The sequence below is a fragment of the Streptomyces sp. NPDC048057 genome, from assembly GCF_040653095.1.
Taxonomy (GTDB): Bacteria; Actinomycetota; Actinomycetes; order Streptomycetales; family Streptomycetaceae; genus Streptomyces.
Genome location: NZ_JBEZNF010000017.1, coordinates 149,890 through 170,808, shown reverse-complemented (window position 1 = coordinate 170,808; position 20,919 = coordinate 149,890). Strand labels below are relative to the sequence as shown.

The window sequence follows — 20,919 nt, the reverse complement described above, 5'->3', positions numbered from 1 at the left end:
GCCCGAGCGAAAGGGCGCCGCCTCAGTGGGAGAAACTCCAGATCAGCGCCTCCGCGGGCCGCGGGGAGACTGCCGCTAGCGTGACGACCCCCGCATCCACCAGGCGCGCCGCGTCGCCCGGCGACAGCACCGCGTCGCCCTCGGCCGTCCGCACGGACAGCTCGCCGCGCACCACGTGGACGTACGCGCGGGGCGCGAGCGTCAGGGACGCCTGCTCCCCGGGGGCCACGCGGCGCACGTGGAGGGTCGCGTCCGCCCCGGAGAGGGCGTACGGCGTCGCGTCCGCGAACCCGCGGACGACCTCGTACGACGGTTCGCCGCCGAACTCCCTCGGCGCGAGCCACATCTGGACGAACACCAGCGGGACCCCGCCCGCGTTGCGCTCCACGTGGCGTACGCCGTCGCCCGCGCTCAGTCGCTGGAGGTCGCCGGGGCGCACCACGGTCGCGCGGCCCGTGGAGTCCTCGTGCGTCAGTTCGCCCTCGACCACCCAGGTCACGATCTCCGTGTGGCTGTGCGGGTGTTCGGCGAAGCCCGCGCCCGGGGCGAGGCGCTCCTCGTTGCAGGCGACCAGCGCCCCGAAGCGGAGGTTGTCGGGGTCGTAGTGGCCGCCGAAGGAGAAGGCGTGCGCGCTCTCGATGCCGGCGGTCGGCTCCCCGCCGGGGTACCGCTGCGCGGCGCGTCGTACGTCGATCACACCGGCAACCGTAGCCTGCGCGGCGGCGGCACTTGTGCCCCGGCAATCCGTCCGGCCCCCCGGATAAGGCAGTCTTGTCACGTGCCCGAACCTGGATCGAACGACGCCCACCCCCATTCCGCGACCCTGAAGCGACTGGAACAGTCCTCGGGGCGCCTCGCGGCGAACGCCATCGCGCGGATGGACGAGACGCTGCCGTGGTACCGGGCGATGCCCCCGGAGAACCGTTCGTGGATCGGCTTGGTGGCGCAGGCCGGCATCGCCGCGTTCACGGAGTGGTTCCGGCGTCCGGAGACCCCGCAGGCGATCTCGACGGACGTCTTCGGCACGGCGCCGCGCGAGCTGACCCGGGCGATCACGCTGCGGCAGACCGTGGAGATGGTGCGCACCACCATCGAGGTCATGGAGTCGGCGATCGAGGAGGTCGCGGCCCCCGGCGACGAGGCGGTGCTGCGCGAGGCGCTGCTGGTGTACGCGCGGGAGATCGCCTTCGCCACCGCCCAGGTGTACGCGCAGGCCGCGGAGGCCCGCGGCGCCTGGGACGCCCGGCTGGAGTCGCTGGTCGTCAACGCGGTGCTCTCCGGCGAGGCGGACGAGGGCGCGGTGTCGCGCGCCGCGGCCCTGGGGTGGAACGCGCCGGACCACGTGTGCGTCATCCTCGGCACCGCCCCGGACGGGGACAGCGAGCTGACGGTGGAGGCGATCCGACGGGCCGCGCGGCACGCCAAGCTCCAGGTGCTGACGGGCGTGCTGGGCAACCGCCTGGTGGTGATCGCGGGCGGCAGCGAAAACCCCCTTCAGGTGGCGAAGGCGCTGATCGGGCCGTACGCGGCGGGTCCGGTGGTGGCGGGCCCGGTGGTGCCGGACCTGCTGGCCGCCACCCGCTCGGCACAGGCCGCCGCGGCCGGGTTGAAGGCGTGCTCGGCATGGCAGGACGCGCCGCGTCCGGTGCTCGCGGACGATCTCCTGCCGGAGCGCGCCATCGCGGCCGATCCGGCGGCGCGGGAGCAGTTGGTGGAGGAGATCTACAGACCGCTGGAGGAAGCGGGCTCCGCGCTGCTGGAGACCCTCAGTGTGTACCTGGAGCAGGCGAGCAGCCTGGAGGGCGCGGCGCGCATGCTGTTCGTGCACCCCAACACCGTGCGCTACCGGCTACGACGTGTGACTGACGTCACCGGCTGGTCACCCTCCGACGTGCGGTCCGCGTTCACCCTGCGAATCGCGCTCATCCTTGGACGCTTGGCCGACGGAGATCCACAGTCCTAGACTTTTGTTGGACACCAACAATTCCCCCAACGGTTCTTCGTCCCTGTCCCCACGGGCGTCGGGGACCGCTCACAAGAGAGAGTGTGAGGGTGCTCGTACTCGTCGCTCCCGGCCAAGGCGCTCAGACGTCCGGCTTCCTGACCCCCTGGCTCGACCTCCCCGGTGTCGCCGACCGCCTCGCGGCCTGGTCGGACGCCTTGGAGTTCGACTTCACCTACTACGGCACGAAGGCCGACGCGGACGAGATCCGGGACACGGCCGTCGCGCAGCCCCTGCTGGTGGCAGCCGGTCTGCTGTCCGCCGGCGCCCTCGGTGACGGCGCCCCGATCGCACCCGACGCGGTGGCGGGCCACAGCGTCGGCGAGATCACCGCCGCCGCCCTGGCCGGCGTCCTCGACGACGAGGCCGCGCTCCGCTTCGTCCGTACCCGCGGTCTGGCGATGGCCGAGGCCGCCGCCGTCACGGAGACGGGCATGTCCGCCGTGCTCGGCGGGGACCCGGACGCCGTGCTCGGGCACCTCGAAGGGCTCGGACTGACCCCGGCGAACGTCAACGGCGCCGGTCAGATCGTGGCCGCCGGCACCATGGAGCAGCTCGCGGCGCTGTCCGCGGACCGCCCGGAGAAGGCGCGCGTCATCACGCTGAAGGTGGCCGGTGCCTTCCACACGGCACACATGGCTCCCGCGGTTGCCACACTGGAAGGGGCGGCAGCGCAGCTGACCGTCGCGGATCCGGTGCTCCCGTACGTCTCGAACAAGGACGGCGCGGTCGTCACCGGCGGCGAGGAGGTCCTCGCGCGCATCGTCGGGCAGGTCGCCAACCCGGTCCGCTGGGACCTGTGCATGGAGACCTTCCGCGAGCGCGGCGTCACCGCGCTGATCGAGGTGTGCCCGGCCGGTACGCTCACCGGTCTCGCCAAGCGGGCGCTGCCCGGCGTCAAGACGCTGGCGCTGAAGACCCCGGACGACCTGGAAGCGGCCCGCGCCCTGATCGCCGAGCACGCCGGTCGGTCGGCGGCCTGACGCAGCCTGGACAAGGAGAGCCGTACAGATGGCGAAGATCAAGCCCGGTAAGGGCGCTCCCTACGCACGGATCATGGGGGTCGGCGGCTACCGCCCGGTGCGGGTCGTCCCGAACGACGTGATCCTGGAGAAGATCGACTCGTCGGACGAGTGGATCCGGTCGCGCTCCGGCATCGCCAGCCGCCACTGGGCCTCCGACGAGGAGACCGTGACCGCGATGTCCGTCGAGGCGTCGGGCAAGGCGCTGGCGGACGCCGGCATCGAGCCGCACCAGATCGGTGGGGTCATCGTCTCCACCGTGTCGCACTTCAAGCAGACGCCCGCGGTGGCCACCGAGATCGCGGACCGGATCGGCGCGGCGAAGCCCGCCGCGTTCGACATCTCCGCCGGCTGCGCGGGCTTCGGCTACGGGCTGACCCTCGCCCGCGGCATGATCACCGACGGCTCCGCGGAGTACGTACTGGTCATCGGTGTGGAGCGGCTGAGCGACCTGACCGACCTGGAGGACCGTGCGACGGCCTTCCTGTTCGGTGACGGCGCCGGCGCGGTCGTCGTGGGCCCCGCGAAGGAGCCGATGATCGGCCCGACGGTGTGGGGCTCGGAGGGCGACAAGTCCGAGACCATCAAGCAGACCGTGCCGTGGACGGACTACCGCGACGGCACCGTGGCGCGGTTCCCGGCGATCACCCAGGAGGGCCAGGCGGTCTTCCGCTGGGCCGTGTTCGAGATGGCGAAGGTGGCCCAGCAGGCGCTGGACGCCGCCGGAATCAGCGCGGACGACCTGGACGTCTTCATTCCGCACCAGGCCAACATGCGGATCATCGACTCGATGGTGAAGACACTGAAGCTGCCGGAGCACGTCACGGTCGCCCGTGACGTGGAGACCACCGGCAACACCTCGGCCGCCTCGATCCCGCTCGCGATGGAGCGGCTCCTGGCGACCGGGCAGGCCAAGAGCGGCGACACGGCGCTCGTCATCGGCTTCGGGGCGGGTCTCGTCTACGCCGCCACGGTCGTTACCCTCCCCTAGGCACCGGATCTCCCGATCCGGCCCGGAATCTTCCGGACCGGCGCCCGAGCATCCGGACGCCACACCTCTGACACCGAAAAGAATCGAAGGAGCGCCACATGGCCGCCACGCAGGAAGAGATCGTCGAAGGTCTCGCGGAGATCGTGAACGAGATCGCCGGCATCCCGGTCGAGGACGTCCAGCTGGACAAGTCCTTCACCGACGACCTGGACGTCGACTCGCTGTCCATGGTCGAGGTCGTCGTCGCCGCCGAGGAGCGCTTCGACGTGAAGATCCCCGACGAGGACGTCAAGAACCTCAAGACGGTCGGGGACGCCGCCAACTACATCCTCAAGCACCAGGGCTGATCACCAGCCGGATCCAGGGCGCGCTGGTCGCCACCCGTCGGTGGCGTCGTGAGACTCGCACCCCCATACACGTGGAGAGAGAATTCCTGTGAACTCGACCAATCGCACCGTGGTCGTCACCGGTATCGGCGCAACCACACCGTTGGGTGGCGACAGCGCAACGACCTGGGAGGGCATGGTGGCCGGGCGCTCCGGAGCGAAGCACCTGGAAGGTGAGCGCTTCGCCGAGCTGTCCGTCCGCATCGCCGCGCCCGTCGCGGTGGAGCCGGGGGACGTGCTGCCCCGGCCGGTCGCCCGCAAGCTGGACCGCTCGGCGCAGTTCGCGCTGATCGCGGCCCGGGAGGCCTGGGCGGACGCGGGTTACACCGCTCCGGCCGGTGAGGGCGACGCGGTCGACCCGGACCGGCTGGGCACGGTGATCGCCTCCGGCATCGGCGGCGTCACCACCCTGCTCGACCAGTACGACGTACTGAAGGAGAAGGGCGCGCGGCGGGTCTCCCCGCACACCGTGCCCATGCTCATGCCGAACAGCCCGTCGGCCAACGTCGGCCTGGAGGTCAACGCACGGGCCGGGGTGCACACTCCGGTGTCGGCGTGCGCGTCCGGCGCGGAGGCCATCGGGTACGCCGTGGAGATGATCCGCACCGGTCGTGCGGACGTCGTCGTGGCGGGCGGCACGGAGGCGGCGATCCACCCGCTGCCGGTGGCCGCGTTCGCCAACATGATGGCGATGTCGAAGAACAACGACGAGCCCGAGAAGGCGTCGCGCCCCTTCGACACCGCCCGGGACGGCTTCGTCCTCGGCGAGGGCGCCGGCGTGATCGTCCTGGAGTCGGCCGAGCACGCCGCCAAGCGCGGCGCCAAGGTCTACTGCGAGGTCCTGGGCCAGGGCCTGTCGGCCGACAGCCACCACATCGCCCAGCCGGAGCCCACCGGTCGCGGCATCGCCGCAGCGGTGCGCGCCCTGGTGGAGACGACGGACCTCAAGCCCGAGCAGCTCGTGCACCTGAACGCGCACGCGACGTCCACCCCGCTCGGTGACGCCGCCGAGGTGAAGGCGCTGCGCCAGGTGCTCGGCGACGACCTCGACCACATCGCGATCACCTCGACGAAGTCGATGACGGGCCACCTCCTCGGTGGCGCGGGCGGCGTGGAGACCGTGGCGACGGTCCTCGCGCTGTACCACCGCCTCGCTCCCCCGACGATCAACGTGGACAACCTCGACCCCGACATCGAGGCGGACGTGGTGCGCGGCGAGGCGCGGGCGCTGCCCGACGGCACGATCGCCGCGATCAACAACTCGTTCGGCTTCGGCGGCCACAACGTGAGCCTGGCGTTCCGCTCCGTGTGACCCGCCGCGGGTGAACCGTCGCTGACGCAGTGACAGGGCCCGTACGTCCCTCGTGGACGTACGGGCCCTGTCGTCGTTGTTGACGGGTCGGCAGGTCGGGTTGACCAGCCGGGTCCCGGGGGAGGTCAGACGACCTGGTGGAGCCAGCGCACGGGCGCGCCCTCGCCGGCGTAGCGGAACGGTTCGAGCTCGTCGTCCCAGGGCTTGCCGAGGAGCTTGTGCAACTCGGCTTCCAGGTCCGTCTCGCCCTGCGCCGCGCGGACCATCGCGGCCCGCAGCCGGTCCTCGGGGATCAGGATGTCGCCGTGGATGCCGGTGACGGCGTGGAAAATGCCGAGGTCGGGGGTGGCGCTGTAGCGCTCCCCCTCGGCAGTGGCCGAGGGCTCCGCGGTCACCTCGAAGCGCAGCAGGTGCCAGCCGCGCAGCGCGGAGGCCAGTTTGGACGCGGCACCCGCTTCGCCGCGCCAGGACAGTTCCGCTCTCCAGGTGCCGGGGGACGCCGGCTGACGGATCCAGTCGAGCTGCACCCGTACGCCGAGCACACCCGCGACCGCCCATTCGACGTGCGGGCACAGCGCGCGCGGGGCGGAGTGGACGTAGAGAACGCCGCGTGTCGTCACCGGGACCTCCAGTGTGGGACGAGGGTCGCCTTCCCAGCGGTCTCAGTAAACATCATCAGGAGTGAATCTCCACAAAAGGGACAGCATGTGACGTGATGTAATTTACAGGAGCCAACGGGCACGACGCCTCTGGGCCGACGGGGAAAAGCTACCGTGAGTGGGTGCCCGCGGGGTGACGTAATGTCGGTCCGGAGGGTGGTACGCACCAAGCTTTCACTCGGCAGGACCTCGGGGGCATCGACACGGAGGGGACACGGGGATGCGCGAGAAGCGCACGGGGCGCACGGGGGAGCCGTACGAGCCCGCCACCACGACCACGACCACGCCCGACCCGGCCACGGGGCCCGCGACCGCGGTGCGGCGCCGGAGCCGGACGAGGACCCGGACGTACGCCCTGGGCCTCGGCGCCGCCCTGCTCGCCACCGGCACCCTCACCGCCTGCGACGACACCACCGGCGCCGAGACGAAGGGCGCGCCCGCCAAGAAGCCCGCGGTCGTCTGGGACCGCAGCCCCGGCTCCATCGCGGCCGTGGGCGACTCCATCACCCGCGGCTTCGACGCCTGCGTGGTGCTCTCCGACTGCCCCGAGGTGTCCTGGGCGACCGGCACGGACGCCGCGGTGCAGAGCCTGGCGCTACGGCTCCTCGGCGAGCCCGCCGCCATCTCCCAGCGCACCTGGAACTACGCCCGCACGGGTGCCAAGGTCGCCGAGCTGCCCGCCCAGATGGCCAGGTCGGCGAAGCACCGCCCCGACCTGGTGACGGTGTTGGTGGGCGCCAACGACGCCTGTGCGGACACCGCCGAGGAGATGACCCCGGTGGCGGACTTCCGCGCGTCGTTCACCACCGCGCTGCGCGACCTGCGCCGCGCCGCGCCGACGACCCAGGTGTACGTGTCGAGCGTGCCGGACCTGAAGCGGCTGTGGCAGACGGGCCGGGACAATCCGCTCAGCCGGCAGATCTGGAAGCTCGGCATCTGCGCGTCGATGCTGTCGGAGCCGCAGGACGTGAGCGCCAAGGCCGGTGCGCGCCGGACGTCGGTGCAGAACCGGGTGGTGGCGTACAACGCGGTGCTCAAGGACGTGTGCGGCAAGGACCCCCGGTGCCGGTACGACGGCGGCGCGGTCTTCGACTACCGCTTCGACGACGAGCAGCTCAGCCGCTGGGACTGGTTCCACCCGAACAAGAACGGGCAGGGCGAGCTGGCCGAGATCGCGTACCGGAACATCACGGCGGCGCGGGCGCCGAGGTGACCGCGGGCCGCACGGTGGGGTCGTAGCGCCGTAGCCAGCGGGGCCGTCCCGAGGTGATACTTCCGCCACCGTCAACGGAAGGATCACCTCCCTTGTCCTCCTCGCCCGCGTCTCGTTCGTCGTCCGCCGCGTCGCCTCCGGTACGGGTCGGGGCCGCCGGTACGGCCGCCGTGACCGTCGTCCTCTCCCTCGCCCTGGCCGTCCCGGCACAGGCCGCCGTCCCGACGGCCGAGCCGGCCGCGGCCCCCGGGCCGGTCACCGTCGAGGAGGCGCGGCTGGAGCGGGCCGTACCGCAGGAGATCCTGCGGCGCAGCGGCTTCGACTCCGTGGCGCCCTCCTTCGCCGGGTCCCTGACGCGTTCGACGTCGTACCGCCAGGCCGAGAAGGCAGTCGCGCGGCACGCGGGCGCGCTGTGGCAGCGGGCCGTGGACCGTGCGCAGGGGCGCGGGCCGCTGCTCGGCGACCTGAGCCGGGACGACGACCGGCCGCTGTACTGGGCGCGGCTCGGCATGACGCGCGAACTGCGGCAGTGGCAGCCCTCCTTCGCGTTCACCGAAGCGGACCGCGCCCGGCTGCTGGACCGCCTGGAGCGGGCCTCGCGCGGCCAGGACTCCCTCTCCCTGCCGAACAGCGGCAAGCGGTACAAGCGGATCGTGATGACCGGCTTCGACCCGTTCACGCTCGACCGTGACGTACGGATCAGCAACCCGTCGGGCGCCACCGCGCTCGCACTGGACGGGACCGTGCTCCAGACGGCCGACGGGCCCGCCCGGATCGAGACGGCCGTCTTCCCCGTCCGCTGGGCCGACTTCGCGGACGGCACGGTGGAGCGCACCCTGCGGCGCCAGCTCCCGAAGGCGGACCTGTTCACGACCGTGAGCCAGGGGCGGCCCGACCGCTTCGACATCGAGCGGACCAACGGCGCCTGGCGCGGCGGCTTCGGCGACAACGACAACGTGTCCCGGCTGGAGGTCGTCCCGGTGCGCGATCCGGCAACGCAGCCGCAGTGGACGTCCTCGACGCTGCCGCACACGGCGATCGTGGCCGCCCCCACGGGCCGCTTCCCGGTGTACGACAACACGTCCGTGACGGAGATACCGGCCGGCGGCACCACCCCCGTCGTCCGGCCCGACGGCCCGACCCCGGGCTCCGCGGCCCGCGCGGGCGGCGGCGGCGACTACCTGTCGAACGAGATCGCCTACCGGGCCACGCTGCTGCGGGACCGACTGGGCCTGACCACCCCCGGCGGCCATGTGCACACTCCGGTGCTGCGCTTCGGCACCGGCAACACCACGGAGGTCACCGACCCGGAGTTCGTCCGCAACCGGCTGGACATCATCGCTCAGGTACGGGAGATCATCCGCGTCGCGGCGGCGCAGGACGGCCGGAAGTCCGCCCGGTGAGCTGCCCGGCGGGCTGAGCGATGATGGGCCCATGAGGATCGCAGCAGCGCAGTTCGAGCCCGTCCCCGGCGACGTCGGGGCCAACGTCCGCGCGATGGCGGAACTGGTCCGCACGGCCGCCGGGCAGGGCGCCCGACTGGTCGTCTTCCCCGAACTGTCGACGACGGGCTACTTCCTCACCCTCCTCGCCCACGACCCGGCGCTCGCGCTCTCGCCCGACGAGGGCGACGAGGGCGACGCCCGGCTGGCTCCGCTGCGCGAGGCATGCCGGGAGACCGCCACGGCGGCCGTGGTCAACGCAGCGGTCCGCACGCCGTCCGGGCTTCCGACGATCAGCTCCCTGGTCCTCGCCCCGGACGGCACCCTGCTGACCCGCTACGACAAGCAGCACCTGCACGGCGTGGAGAACGACCTGTTCGTCGCGGGCACGCGCGACGGCCACTTCACCCTCGACGGCGTCGGCTTCGCCCTGGCCGTCTGCTACGACAACCGCTTCCCGGCCCTCGCCGCCCGCGCCCGCGCGGCGGGAGCGACCGCCTACCTGGCGAGCTCGGTCCTGGAGCGCGGCAACGACTCGTTCGAGTCTGTGTACCCCGTACGCGCAAGGGACAACGGCCTGTACGTCCTCCTCGCGAACACCGTGGGCACGAACGAGGGCGGCAGCTGCGCAGGCGCCAGCGGCGCGTGGTCTCCCGACGGCTCCCTCCTCACGACGGCGGGCGAAGAATCGCCGGGCTGCGTGACGGTCGACCTCGTCTGACGACCGGCCCGCAGCCGTCGACCGCGCCGTGGCGCCCGGATGTTTCCGTTCCATTTTGGCCAATCTGCAAGCCCCGGAAGCACTGCTCTTCCGGGGCGACTCGGCAGTACGGTTTTCTCGCCCACCGAAAGAAATCGGGCAAGAAGTACCGGCCCTTGCTTCAACTGTGGCCTTCCAGGCTCGAATTCCTTAATATTTTCCCTGTCGGGGAATCGAAACCGAAGTGTCGAATCGACACCGGCGAAGGGTGCGAGGGAGCTGAAATCGACAAGCCCCGCGCCGCATGCTTCTCCACGACGGGATGTGCCATACGGAATGCGGTGCAGGAACCGCTCAAGCCGGTGGGTAAGGCGGTGTCTTTCCTCAGCCGGTCGCACGGAGCGAACACGGAGTGAGGCGGCGCGAGCGCGTCGTCACGCCGAGCGGGCCCAGCAACGCGGGGTCCGAGCGCAGGATCGACTGCTCGGCCTCACGGAGCATGACGCCGGGCTCGATGCCGAGTTCTTCGACCATCCGCTCACGGGTCGAGCGGTACGCCGCGAGCGCGTCCGCCGCCCGACCGCAGCGGTAGAGAGCGATCATGAGCTGTCGGACCAGCCGTTCCCGGTGGTAGTGGACGCGGGTGCAGGCCATGATCTCGTCGACGACGACCTCGTGTCGGCCGAGTCCCAGCATCAGGTCGAAGTGCTCCTCGACCGCCGTCACGTACAGGTCCTCCAACCGGGCCCGCTCCATGGCGAGCAGAGGACCGTCGCCCACCCCCGTCAACGGGGTCCCGTGCCAGAGGCCGAGGGCGCTGCCCAACAACGCGGTGGCCTCGACGGGGCTTTCATCACGCAGGGATCGGGAGCACTGGAGCAGCTGCTGGAACCGCTCGACGTCCACCTGGTCGGAGTGGGCCGTGAAGGTGTACCCGCCCGACCCGGTCTCGATGAGCGGCGCGGGAAGCGCCTGCCGCAGGCGTCTGATGTAGTTGCGCAAGGTGGCGCCGGCGGTGACGGGCGGGGTCAGGCCCCAGAGTTGATCGACCAGCTGGGCCGAGGTGAGCACCGTTCCACGGCCCAGGGCGAGGGCGGCGAGCGTGCTGCGCAGCATGGGAGCCCGCACCGTCCAGCGATGGCCCTGGTCATCGAAGACGTCGACAGTTCCGAGGAGTCTAACCTCCAAGGTGACTCCCCGGTGCCGACCAGGGACAGTCCGAAATCAAACTCCCCTCCTTTTCGATGCCTCTTCTCAGCCGGTGGAAGGCAACGGATAAGTTCACGAGTCCGAACCCCTCTGACTTGTCGTCTCGTTCCGTGGAGTCGCACACTGGGGAACCATCACAGTGTAATCGATTGTTCGTGCCATTCGAACGAGCAGAGAGACCGTAATTTCATCCGGCTGAAATATGCCCCTCGGCGGATGGCAACGTTTCGCTCAAGGCTCGGACCCCCGGCAGACACCGTTCCTCAAGGGTGGACAGTTCCTCCGGGGGCAAGTGCCCCGACGCGCCTCGGCGGCCGGCGTCGAAGTGCCGCCGCGCCCCGGCGAGCCACTCCTCATCGGGTGCCACCCCGATGAATTCGGCCAGTGCCGTGAGTTCCCGTTCGGGGCTCTCCACGAGGTTCTCGTAAGAGAGGTTCATGCGGGAGGATTCCGGCACGTCCATCAGATGGGCCACGCCCTCGATGATCATCCGGGACCAGATCGCGCCGAAGACGTGCACCGGAACGGAACGGTCCATGACGCTCTCGGGGGCGAACCCGTCGGTGACCACCCGGGCCAGGGAGTCCGGCAGCTCCCGCAGCTGCGTCTCGGTCAACTCCGGCAGGCTCCGCGCTCCGGTCCGCTCCAGGATCTCCTGGGCGAGCCCGGCGGCGCGGTAGCCGGGGTGGCGGCTCATGGAGAGCGCGCAGTCGGGCCCGTGCCGGTGCATGTGGACGAACCGGGCGTGCGGGAAGGCCCTGTGCAGCATCGGCACCCAGGTCAGGGAGTGTCCGGAGCGTTCGACCACGACCTTCCGGCCGAGCCGGTCGGCCAGCAGCTCGAAGAGCGCCTGGTGATGGAGGGCCGCAGGGCGCACCGGCCACGAGGCGATCGTGCCCCCGAGTTCGTCCAACAGCCCGTCCGGGTCGTCCGTCAGGTGCGGAAGCACCATCAGGCTGAGTGCGGGGATGCCCGTGGTCCGGGCCGAGTACCGGCCCGGCCGCCGCGTGTACAGGATCTCCGGCAGGGACGTGCCCTGGCGGAGCATCGCGTGGAAGACCGGGTGGGGATCGGCAAGGAGCCGCCAGAACCGCTCGCCGGTGATCGGTCCCTCGGGGAGCGCCTGCGAACCGTTGAGGGACACGAACAACTCGTTGAGGCTCAGCACGTCGTGATGCTTGCCGAGCACGTCGGAGAGTGCGGTGGAACCGGTTCGCCCGGTCCCCACGACGAACGCCAGTGGTCTCATGCCCACGCTCCATCGGTGTTGGTCCTGCCAGGGCTGTCGGTCGCCCGCGGGTGCCGCCGCGACGGCCCGCCGCGGGATCAGGCGTCCACCGGAGCGGAACCGGGCCGTCGGGCGACGTAGAGGATCTTGGGATGGACCGCTTCGTCGGCGGGTTCCAGCGACGTGCCGGAGCGCGGCCCGCCGCCGAGGCCGTACGCGCCGACGACGTCGAGACCCCCGTCGGTGATGGCCCGCCGGACCGTCGCATCGCTGTGGTGACGTTCCACGACCGCGCCGGACTCGCGGGTCCACAGGTCCTCGCCCCGGTGTCGGAAGACGGTGATCAATGCCTGTGCCGGGGAGTCGGGGGCCGGCCGCTCGGTCCTCCCCCGCCAGATGAGCACGACGTCGTCCCGTTCGACGACGAGTTGCCGCCCGCGGGCGAAGTGGGCCCCGAAGGTCGCCTCGGTGTTGACGTCGAAGACGAGCAGGCCGCCCGGGGCGAGCGCGCCCGCGCTGCTGCGTACGGCGGCGGTGAGGTCGTCCGCTTCGAGCAGGTGGTTGGCGACGTCGTCCATCCAGTGCACGACGTGGAACCCGGACAGCGAGGCCGGCAGTTCGCGCATGTCGGCTTGGAGGAACGGCACGTCGTGCGCCGGGTCCTTGCGCCGTGCGACGGCGAGCATCTCCGCGGAGATGTCGCAGCCGACCACCTCGAAGCCGCGGCGCTGGAAGACGAGGCTGCTGCTGCCCGTACCGCACCCGACGTCGAGGAAACGCACCCCCCGGCAGCCGTGTTCCCCGAGGACCCCCTCCAACAGGTCGGCCCAGAGCTCGTAGTCCTTCGGCGTCTTCAGCGTGTCGTACACATCGGCCAGGGCGTGGATGTAGAGGTCCGCGGACACGGTGGACTGGGTCATGTCTGCTGGCAGAGCTCCATGGTCGGTCGGACGGGTGCCGGGCGGTCGAGTCGAGGAGGCGGGGGGACGGTCACCGGGCTCAGACGGTCCGAGGCGCGGACCGGGGCCCGTCGGGGACGGGAGCCTCCAGCCACAGCGGGCCGGGCACCCGCTCCGGAGCCGCGAGCCGCATCAACCCCATGCACACCCCCGCACTGCCGATCATCAGGGCCGGTACGTCGACCGCGTGGCCCGGCACCCCCGACCGGACTCCCGCCCGGTCGATCCGTGCCGTGGCGGCACCGGCGACGCGGTCCCTGATCTGCCGCCAGTGCGCGGCCTCGGCCGGATCCGGGAACACCTGCGAGGCCAGGGTGAACAGCTCCAGGTTGCCGAAGTCCCCATGGCACAGGCTCTGGTTCTCCCCGAAACCCCTGTCGTACGCCGCCGCCAGGGCCGCCCTCGCCTCGTCGGACAGCTCCGGCTCCTCCTCGCCCCGTGCGATCAACAGCCGCGAGATGCCGACCCCGACACCGCCGTTGCACCACCAACCCGCGTTCCGCAGCACCTTGCTGGAGACGATGCCCTGCTCATGGCGGAGGTCCCGCCAGCGTCCCTCCGCGGGCACGAAGAGGCGACGGTCGAATTCCACGGCCTTCCAGGCGAGGGTGCGCAGTTCCGGTGCCTGGAGGAAGGAGGCGAGTTCGAACAGGGCCCAGGCGATGCCCGCGGAGCCGTGGGAGAACCCGCCGAGCGGTTCGGACTGGGCAGCCGGCTTCCAGGCCGCGCTCCCCGCCACGTCGATGCTCCGCTCCAGGAGGCGCTGGGCGCACACCTCGGCCACCTGCCGGTACTCCTCAAGCCCGTGCCGCCGGTACAGCGTCGCGGCGACCACCGCGCACCCCGCCAGACCGCCGACCACGTCCGGCGAGTCCTCCTCCTCGACGGTGCGGCGGAACAGCGGCGCCGCCGCGGCGATCTCCTCCGCGTACCCGGCGTCGCCCGTCAGCGACTCCAGGTGGTCCAGGGCGTACAGCACCCCGCCGATCCCGTCGAACGCCCCCGGCGACGGCCGGAGACCGTTCTCCCGGGAATCCCTGAGCTGCTCGATCAGCGGCACGGCACTGCGCCGGGCGAGGTCGAGGTAGCGGTCGTCGTCGAAGAGGGCAGCCGCGTAGCCGAAGGTCAGGGCCATCCCCGACATTCCGTCGTACAGGGCGGTGCCGAGGGGCTTGTACGTGAGGGCGTCCTCGCGACCGCCGTCGATGCTGACGCCGATCCAGCCGCAGTCGTCCCGGCCCATGACGGCCTGGTCCGCCAGGCGGGACAGGAGCCTGTGGGCGGCGGCCCGGGCCGCCTCGGGAGTGCTGTCGGGCGCACCCTCGACGAGCGGTCCCGCGGGCACCGCCCGGGCATCGGTGACGAGCGTGCTCATCGTCTCCCGGATGATCTTCTCCTGGAGGTCCCGGTGTTCGCGGCCGAATCCGGCGAACCGCTCCTGGAGGACGGACAGGCTCGCCCTCCCGAAGTACTCCGGCGCCTCCCCGCAGGCCGGGGCGTGCAGTGCCGTGCTGGACGGCCGGGTCCTGAAGCACGGGATGTCGCCGCGCAGGAGCTGCCGCTTCTCCAGTTCGATGACGGGCACCAGGTCGGGGCGGGTCTCGGCGGTGGCCCAGAGCTTGTCCAGGAGCCGCTCCCGGTCGAGTGCGTCCCGCAGGTAGTCGGGGTGGTAGCTCTCCGTCAGGAAGAGCCCGTACCGCCGGGTCTGCCGGGCGAGGTGGCGGATCTCCGTCCCGGCCGCCGCATCGAGCAGTGCGCGGAACTCGTCGTGGTGCTTCACCAGGATGTCGTACGTCTCCGTGAACCCGGAGACGATCTCCTCCAGGTGGTCCTCCGGGCGGATGTCCCCGTCCTCGGTGAAGGGGCGGTTGGCGGCCTTCTCCAACGTCACGTACCGGCCTTCGATCCGCATCGTGTCGCGGTACGCGTCGACGATGGTCGGTACCGGCCGGGAGGACTCCTGGGGCATGCCCCCGTTGATGCCGCTGAGGTCCACGCCCTCGCGCCGGTGGTCGCCGAAGACCCGGGCGGGGAGCATGCCGGTGGCGAGGACGCTCTCGAAGAGCATGTGGACGGACTTCTGATGGGCCGTGGTGGCGTCGTCCTCGTACGGGGGGTGCTGGAAGAAGGTCTCCATGTCGATCGGGACGGGACGGGCGCCCGCGGCGATGACGTTCTCCAGGTGGAAGTCGATGGCCCCGAGGAAGAGGAGGTTGGCGAGGGTGCCGCCGATCCGCCAGTAGAACTCGGGCACTTCGTCCGACGAAGCGCAGGGGCCGTGCTCGATGAACTCGCACCAGCCGTGGTCCCGGCGTTCCAGGACGCGCATGGGAAGGTTGCCGAAGCTGGCTCCGTGCCCGTTGACCGCTTCCACCACACGGCTGTACAGCGCCTCGGTGGCGACCGAACGGGGCTTGTAGATGAGGCGCGTTCCGTCGTCGAAGGTGACGAGGGTGACCGAGCGCCCTTCGTTGTGCGCGTCCCCGAGGTCCAGCCGGACGTCCCGGAGGGTCGCGACGGGCGAGTTCGTCAGTCCGGCCGCCCGCAGCTCCGTCTCGTCCTCGACCAGGCGGTTCAACACCTCGGCGATGTGCGTGACCCACTGTTCGGCGCATTCGACCATCGATCGGCCGAGCACCGGGTACTCCTCGAACAGCTGCCGCAGATAGGCGGGGTCGCGCAGCGGGCCGCGACAGTACGCGTCGTAGCGCTCTTCGGGGGTGGCGCCGTCGAGGCGCTGCTCGACGCGGGCGACGTTCAGTTCCAGGATCAGGGTCCGCACGCTGATGCGCAGCAGCCGGTTGGCCAGGGAGCCGAGCAACTGGCCGCGCAGCCTGCCGGCGAGGTCGCGCACCAGGGGCGGGCCGGCCGTGAGGACCTGCTGCAACCGCCCGTCGAAGTGGGTGAGGAAGCGGGCGAGCAGCGGTTCGAAGGGTTGCCGCTTGAAGTCGTGGCCGAACTGGCGCGTGTGCAGCGGCGGAAGCGGTCGCCCGGCCGGTGCGGACAGCACCGCGAGGAGTTCCGCCTCCCAGGCGACGGCCTGCGGAGCCGGGACGAAGGAGTCCGCGGCGATCCGCCGGGCGAAGTCCCGCGCCGTGGTGCCGGCCCGGCTCAACCGCAGCTGGAAGGTCTCCTCGGACATGAAGGCCGACTCGCGCCAGGCGGTCAGCACGCCCGACGGGTCGTCGGGGGAACCACCTGACACCGGGGTGCGTTCGTGGCTGTACGCGGCCTTGTCGGCGCGGGCGAGGGTGGTCCTTCTGACGGCAGCCATGTCACTCCAAGGTCCTTGCCGCTCGGCGGCAACCGGGCTCTGACGGCGCCGAGCGGCGGGCAGGTGTCACCACCTGCCCGCCGCCCGTCAAGCGATCACCAGGCCCGTGGACCCGGTGGCGTCCATCTCCGGGACGGGGTTCAGCAGAAGCACTCGGTGGTGTACGTGCAGATGTAGCCGCTGCTGATCATGTGGGCCGAGTGGTCCTCGCGCAGGTCGGCGAGCGAAAGCTCGCCGAAGCCGGCGCCGGCCGGGTTGGTCTCGTCCTGGGCGACGGCGTCCTTCCAGGTGCTCGACTCGACGCTCATGTTTCCTCCCTCTGGTTGAGAACATGACGTGCGCTGGCGGAAGGAACTCCCGCGGAAGCGCTGGGAAAAAGTCTGTCCCAGCCGGTGTAGTGGACAGGTAGCAGGCACGTAGCACTGCTGGTCATGCCCGTGAGCCGGTCACCCGCGCGCAGGGCGGGCACACGGCCCGCCCGCCCTGCGGCGGTCGCCCTTCCCCCGTCGCCGGCCTACTCCGCCTTGATCGCTGCCAGCAGATCGGTCCTCGCGGCCCGCCGCGCCGGCCACAGGGCGGCGAGCACGCCGACCACGAGCGCGAACAGCAGGAACATCGCCATCCGTCCCCACGGCATGACGAATTCGTACGAGGCCATGTGCCGGGCGACCAGGGTGCCCACGGACCAACCGAGGAACGCGCCGAGTCCCACGCCGAGCGAGCCGCCGAACATGGCGATGATCACCGCCTCCAGCCGGACCATCCGCCTGACGCCCGTACGGCTCAGGCCGACGGCGCGCAGCATGCCGATCTCCCGCGTCCTTTCGAAGACGGACATCGCGAGGGTGTTGACGACGCCCAGTACGGCGACGACGACCGCCATCCCGAGCAGCGCGTACAGCATGTTCAGCAGGAGGTTGGTCATCTTGGAGATGGAGTCGGAGACCTCCTCCTTGTCCTGCACCTTGACGGCGGGGTTCTCCCCCAGCGCTTCCACCAACGGCGCCTTGGTCCCGTCCGAGGGGGCCTCCCGGGTCTTGACCAGCAGTTCCGCGTCGCCGACGGTCCTTTGGTGCGGCATCAGCGTGGCCAGGTCGAGCATGATGCCCTTGAACAGGTTGTTCCCCTCGTACAGCCCGGCGACGGTGAGCCGGCCCTCGCGGCCGTCCTCGTACATCACGGTGAGCGTCGAGCCGACCTTCCAACCCCGGTCCTCGGCCGTGTGGACGTCGACGCCCACCCGGTCGCCGCCGAGGCCGTCGAGGGAGCCTTGGGCGACGCTGAACCGCGCCAGTCGGTCGATCGTGTCGGGGCGCACCGCGGTCAGCTGTTCCGACTGGTCGCCGACGCGCCCGACGGACCTGCGCAGGGGGCTCGTGGCGACGACTCCGGGCACCTCGCGCAGCGTCTCCTCGATCTCGGGGGAGAGCGGCTCCTGGTTCGCCATGGAGACCATGTAGTCGGCCTTCAGGGAGCTGGTGGCCATGTTCTCGATGCCTTGCCGCACGCTGACGGCGATCACCGTGAGGCTCGTGACCAGCGTCAGACCGATCATCAGGGCGGAGGCGGTGGCGGCCGTCCTGCGGGGGTTGCGCAACGCGTTCTGGGTGGCGAGCCGCCCCGTGGTCCCGTACCCGCGGAGCAGTCGATCGGCGACGGCGATGAAGGGCCGTGACAGCAGCGGGGTGAGCACGATGACGCCGGCCAGCAGCACGGCGGTGCCGGCCGCCATGCGCACCCGGCCGTCGTCGTCGGTGAGCGCGGCGGTGAGCACGAGGGCCAGGCCGGCCGCGCCGAGCAGCAGGCCGACGCAGTTGCGCAGCACCAGGCCACGCGTCACGGCCGCGGCGTGCACGCTGTTCAGAGCCGCCACCGGTGGGATCTTCGCGGCACGGCGGCTGGGGAGCCAGGCCGCCACCATGGTCACGCCGACCCCGATGATCAGGGCGACGACGACGGTGGCCGGGGAGACGACCAGCGGCCCTTCCGGGATGAGTGCGCCGGTGGAGCGCAGCAGCGGCGCGAGCAGCGCACCGATGCCGATCCCCACGAGGAGTCCGACGGCCGAGGCGGTGAGGCCCACGGCGAACGCCTCCAGCAGGACCGACGAGGTCACTTGGCGCCGGCTGGCGCCGACCGCCCTGACCAGGGCCAGCTCTTTGGTCCGCTGGGAGACCAGCATGGTGAAGGTGTTGGCGATGATGAAGATCCCGACGAAGATCGACACGGCGGCGAACCCCAACAGTCCCGTGCGCATGCTCTCCACGCTCGTCCGCAACTCCGCGGCCTGGTCGGCGGCCAGTTGTTCCCCGGTCAGCGCTTCGGTCCGCTGCGGCAGCACCTTGGCGACGGAGGAGCGCAGCGACTCCTGGGAGATGCCCGGATCGGCCACCAACTGGATCTCCGTGAAGCGGCCGGGCTCAGCCAGCAGCCGCTGCGCGGTGCGGGTGTCGAACAGGACGAGCGAGCCGCCGGCCGAGACGTTGCCGTCGTCGGTGGAGAAGACGCCGACCACCTTCTGCCGCAGGACCGGGCCGTCCACGGACACCCGAATGGTGTCGCCGACCCCGTAGCGGGTGCGCTCGGACGTCTTCTCGTCGAGTGCCACCTCGTCCCCCTTGCGGGGTGCCCGGCCCTCCGTGACGTCATAGCGGGCGTCACTGCCGTCCACACCCGAGGAGTAGTTCCCGCCCATGGTCAGGAAGCCGTTGCCGACGAGCCCGCCTTCGCGGTCGGCCACCGCGGTGAACCCGGACACGACACCGGTGGCGGACCGGACCCCCGGCGCCTTCCGGAGGCGGTCGAACAGCTCCTGGTCGAGCAGCGGAGCATCCCCCGGAGGGCTCGACCGCCGGTTGCCGTCATCCGGGCGGACGGCGACGTCGAGGGTGTCGAAGCCCTTGTCGGTGCTCTTGTTGAAGGCCGCCGAGATGGTGGAGGCGAAGATCAGCGTTCCGGAGGCGAACGCGACGCCGAGCATGACGGCCAAGGCCGTCATCAACAGCCTGCCCTTGTGTGCAAGAACGTTGCGCAGGGCGATACGTAACATGGGGTCCCTATCGACGAGCAGTGGCGCGGTCTTCGACTTCAGCGGGGTCGGTGCCCGGGTCCCGGGCCCCTTCCGAACTGCGTCTGTGTCGAAGCGCGCTGGTGGCCGTGGCTCGCGTCGGACTGTCGGTGCATGGGGTACGAGGCGGCATGCCATACATCGTCGGGGTCGCCGATGCTTCGGGTAGTCAGCCTCTGGTGGTCGTTCGACGACAAACTTGAGTCGTACCCGCCGCCCCTCGAATCGTCCGCAGGTATGACCCCGCCAAAGCGCGCCCTCACCCGACGCCGGGCACGAACTCCCGGCGCGAGGCGGCCGGTTGAGCCTTCGGGCCCACCTCCGCGGCCGTGGACGTGCCCGTACGCAAGAAACGCCCCCACGCTCAGTGAACGTGGGGGCGTAGGGGTACGCGGAGATCTCGGCGGCGCTGGGGGCTGCGCGAACAACCACAGCAGGCCCGCACCCACACCCGCGGAGAGCCGCCAGACCGTCCCGAACTACGGCTGTGCGTAAGGATTCGGCGGCTGCGGCGCGTAGGGCCCGCCCTGCTGGTGAGGCGGGTGGGGGGCCGGGGCGTCCTCAGCCGTCGGCGCCGGCTCCCCCGTCTCCCCCAACAGGTCCCGCACCATCAGCGTCGCCCCCGCCACCGCCCCCGGCATCAGGAACACCGCGACGAACGGCACCAGGAACGCTAGCGTCAGCGGGACGCCGAAGCCGAGGACCAGCATCCGGCGGCCTCGCAACAGCACCAGCCGCTCGCGCAGTTCGACGCCGCGGCGCTGGAGCGCCACCGCCGTGAGCTCCTCCGCGAGGAAGAAGCCGGAGACGCAGAAGCCGATGGCGGGCACGACGGTCTGCCCGAGCACCGGCACGAAGCCCAGCGCGAACAGCAGCACCCCGTACAGCACCACGCGCACCAGGATCCGCAGGGAGTCCCGCGCCGAGACGACCAGATCGCGCCAGAGCGACAGGCCCGACTCGGGCACGTCGCCGCCCTCGGAGCGGTCCACGTCCTCCGACAGCGACTCGTAGAAGGGCTGGCCGATCAGCAGGGTCACCGCGGTGAAGGTGATCACCGCGAGGAAGAGCCCGAAGGCGAACGCCAGCACCGTCAGGGTGCCCCGGAAGATCCCGAGCCAGGGCGACGACCAGTCGTCGGCGAACGGCGTGGCCCACCCCACCAGGTCGTCCGCGCCGAACGCGAGCCCGACGAGGGCACCCGCGTACAGCACGAGGGTGATCAGTCCGGGCAGCAGCCCGATGCCGAACTGGCGGCCGTGGGCGCCGACCCAGCGCTGGCCCTTGAGGAGATAGCCGAAGCCCCTGGCGAAATCACGCATGTCGTCACCCTAAGGCCCGTTCCCGCCCCCACCCGAGCGCGCTTTGAGCCCTGTGGTCCGGAATACGTGCTGTATACCCCTTGATTGTTTCAGAGTTGAACCGGTAGACCCTGCGTCAACGACAGCCACGACT

Annotated in this window: 17 protein-coding genes; 8 read left to right on the top strand and 9 right to left on the bottom strand. The window is 71.1% G+C overall.

Annotated elements, in window-relative coordinates; translation table 11 throughout:
• Positions 1-22: 22 nt before the first annotated feature.
• On the bottom strand, positions 23-697 hold the full coding sequence (locus AB0E05_RS21435) for a pirin family protein (protein WP_361965737.1): 675 nt from the start codon (positions 695-697) through the stop codon (positions 23-25).
• Between the two features lie 81 nt (positions 698-778).
• On the opposite strand from AB0E05_RS21435, the gene AB0E05_RS21430 reads away from it, so the two are divergent.
• From AB0E05_RS21430 to fabF, 5 genes are all read left to right on the top strand, one after another.
• Complete coding sequence (locus tag AB0E05_RS21430; RefSeq protein ID WP_361965735.1) at positions 779-1,963, top strand: helix-turn-helix domain-containing protein; 1,185 nt, start codon at positions 779-781, stop codon at positions 1,961-1,963.
• Positions 1,964-2,052: 89 nt separating this feature from the next.
• A complete protein-coding gene (locus AB0E05_RS21425; protein ID WP_361965733.1) occupies positions 2,053-2,985 on the top strand; it encodes an ACP S-malonyltransferase in 933 nt (310 codons plus the stop codon).
• Between the two features lie 28 nt (positions 2,986-3,013).
• The gene (locus tag AB0E05_RS21420; protein WP_361965731.1) at positions 3,014-4,015 is read left to right on the top strand and encodes a ketoacyl-ACP synthase III; all 1,002 of its coding nucleotides are present in this window, start codon (positions 3,014-3,016) and stop codon (positions 4,013-4,015) included.
• Between the two features lie 98 nt (positions 4,016-4,113).
• The gene (locus AB0E05_RS21415; protein WP_361548325.1) at positions 4,114-4,362 is read left to right on the top strand and encodes an acyl carrier protein; all 249 of its coding nucleotides are present in this window, start codon (positions 4,114-4,116) and stop codon (positions 4,360-4,362) included.
• An 88-nt stretch (positions 4,363-4,450) separates the two neighbouring features.
• Complete coding sequence (fabF, locus tag AB0E05_RS21410; protein WP_361965729.1) at positions 4,451-5,713, top strand: beta-ketoacyl-ACP synthase II; 1,263 nt, start codon at positions 4,451-4,453, stop codon at positions 5,711-5,713.
• 125 nt (positions 5,714-5,838) lie between these two features.
• Here fabF and AB0E05_RS21405 read toward each other — a convergent pair whose 3' ends face one another.
• The gene (locus AB0E05_RS21405) at positions 5,839-6,333 is read right to left on the bottom strand and encodes a DUF3145 domain-containing protein (protein WP_361965727.1); all 495 of its coding nucleotides are present in this window, start codon (positions 6,331-6,333) and stop codon (positions 5,839-5,841) included.
• Positions 6,334-6,592: 259 nt separating this feature from the next.
• On the opposite strand from AB0E05_RS21405, the gene AB0E05_RS21400 reads away from it, so the two are divergent.
• From AB0E05_RS21400 to AB0E05_RS21390, 3 genes are all read left to right on the top strand, one after another.
• Positions 6,593-7,585 carry an SGNH/GDSL hydrolase family protein gene (locus tag AB0E05_RS21400; RefSeq protein WP_361965721.1) on the top strand — a complete coding sequence of 331 codons (993 nt, stop codon included), beginning with the start codon at positions 6,593-6,595 and terminating at the stop codon, positions 7,583-7,585.
• 194 nt (positions 7,586-7,779) lie between these two features.
• Complete coding sequence (locus tag AB0E05_RS21395; RefSeq protein WP_361965826.1) at positions 7,780-8,988, top strand: pyroglutamyl peptidase; 1,209 nt, start codon at positions 7,780-7,782, stop codon at positions 8,986-8,988.
• 31 nt (positions 8,989-9,019) lie between these two features.
• Positions 9,020-9,748, top strand: a complete 729-nt coding sequence (locus tag AB0E05_RS21390) for a carbon-nitrogen hydrolase family protein (protein ID WP_361965719.1) — start codon at positions 9,020-9,022, stop codon at positions 9,746-9,748.
• A gap of 363 nt (positions 9,749-10,111) precedes the next feature.
• On the opposite strand, the gene AB0E05_RS21385 is transcribed toward AB0E05_RS21390, so the two are convergent.
• The 7 genes from AB0E05_RS21385 to AB0E05_RS21355 form a co-directional block, all read right to left on the bottom strand.
• Positions 10,112-10,843 (bottom strand): AfsR/SARP family transcriptional regulator, encoded by a 732-nt coding sequence (locus AB0E05_RS21385; protein WP_361965717.1) that lies wholly within the window; start codon positions 10,841-10,843, stop codon positions 10,112-10,114.
• A 280-nt stretch (positions 10,844-11,123) separates the two neighbouring features.
• Entirely contained in the window at positions 11,124-12,185 is a 1,062-nt protein-coding gene (locus tag AB0E05_RS21380) for a sulfotransferase (RefSeq protein ID WP_361965715.1), read from the bottom strand.
• A gap of 77 nt (positions 12,186-12,262) precedes the next feature.
• Positions 12,263-13,084 carry a class I SAM-dependent methyltransferase gene (locus AB0E05_RS21375; protein ID WP_361965713.1) on the bottom strand — a complete coding sequence of 274 codons (822 nt, stop codon included), beginning with the start codon at positions 13,082-13,084 and terminating at the stop codon, positions 12,263-12,265.
• Between the two features lie 79 nt (positions 13,085-13,163).
• A complete protein-coding gene (locus AB0E05_RS21370; RefSeq protein WP_361965710.1) occupies positions 13,164-16,397 on the bottom strand; it encodes a type 2 lanthipeptide synthetase LanM family protein in 3,234 nt (1,077 codons plus the stop codon).
• A gap of 140 nt (positions 16,398-16,537) precedes the next feature.
• On the bottom strand, positions 16,538-16,705 hold the full coding sequence (locus AB0E05_RS21365) for a hypothetical protein (protein ID WP_361965708.1): 168 nt from the start codon (positions 16,703-16,705) through the stop codon (positions 16,538-16,540).
• Between the two features lie 206 nt (positions 16,706-16,911).
• Positions 16,912-19,446: an ABC transporter permease gene (locus AB0E05_RS21360; RefSeq protein WP_361965705.1), complete on the bottom strand. Its 2,535-nt coding sequence runs from the start codon at positions 19,444-19,446 to the stop codon at positions 16,912-16,914.
• Positions 19,447-19,943: 497 nt separating this feature from the next.
• A complete protein-coding gene (locus AB0E05_RS21355; protein ID WP_361965702.1) occupies positions 19,944-20,786 on the bottom strand; it encodes an EI24 domain-containing protein in 843 nt (280 codons plus the stop codon).
• Between the last annotated feature and the right edge of the window lie 133 nt (positions 20,787-20,919).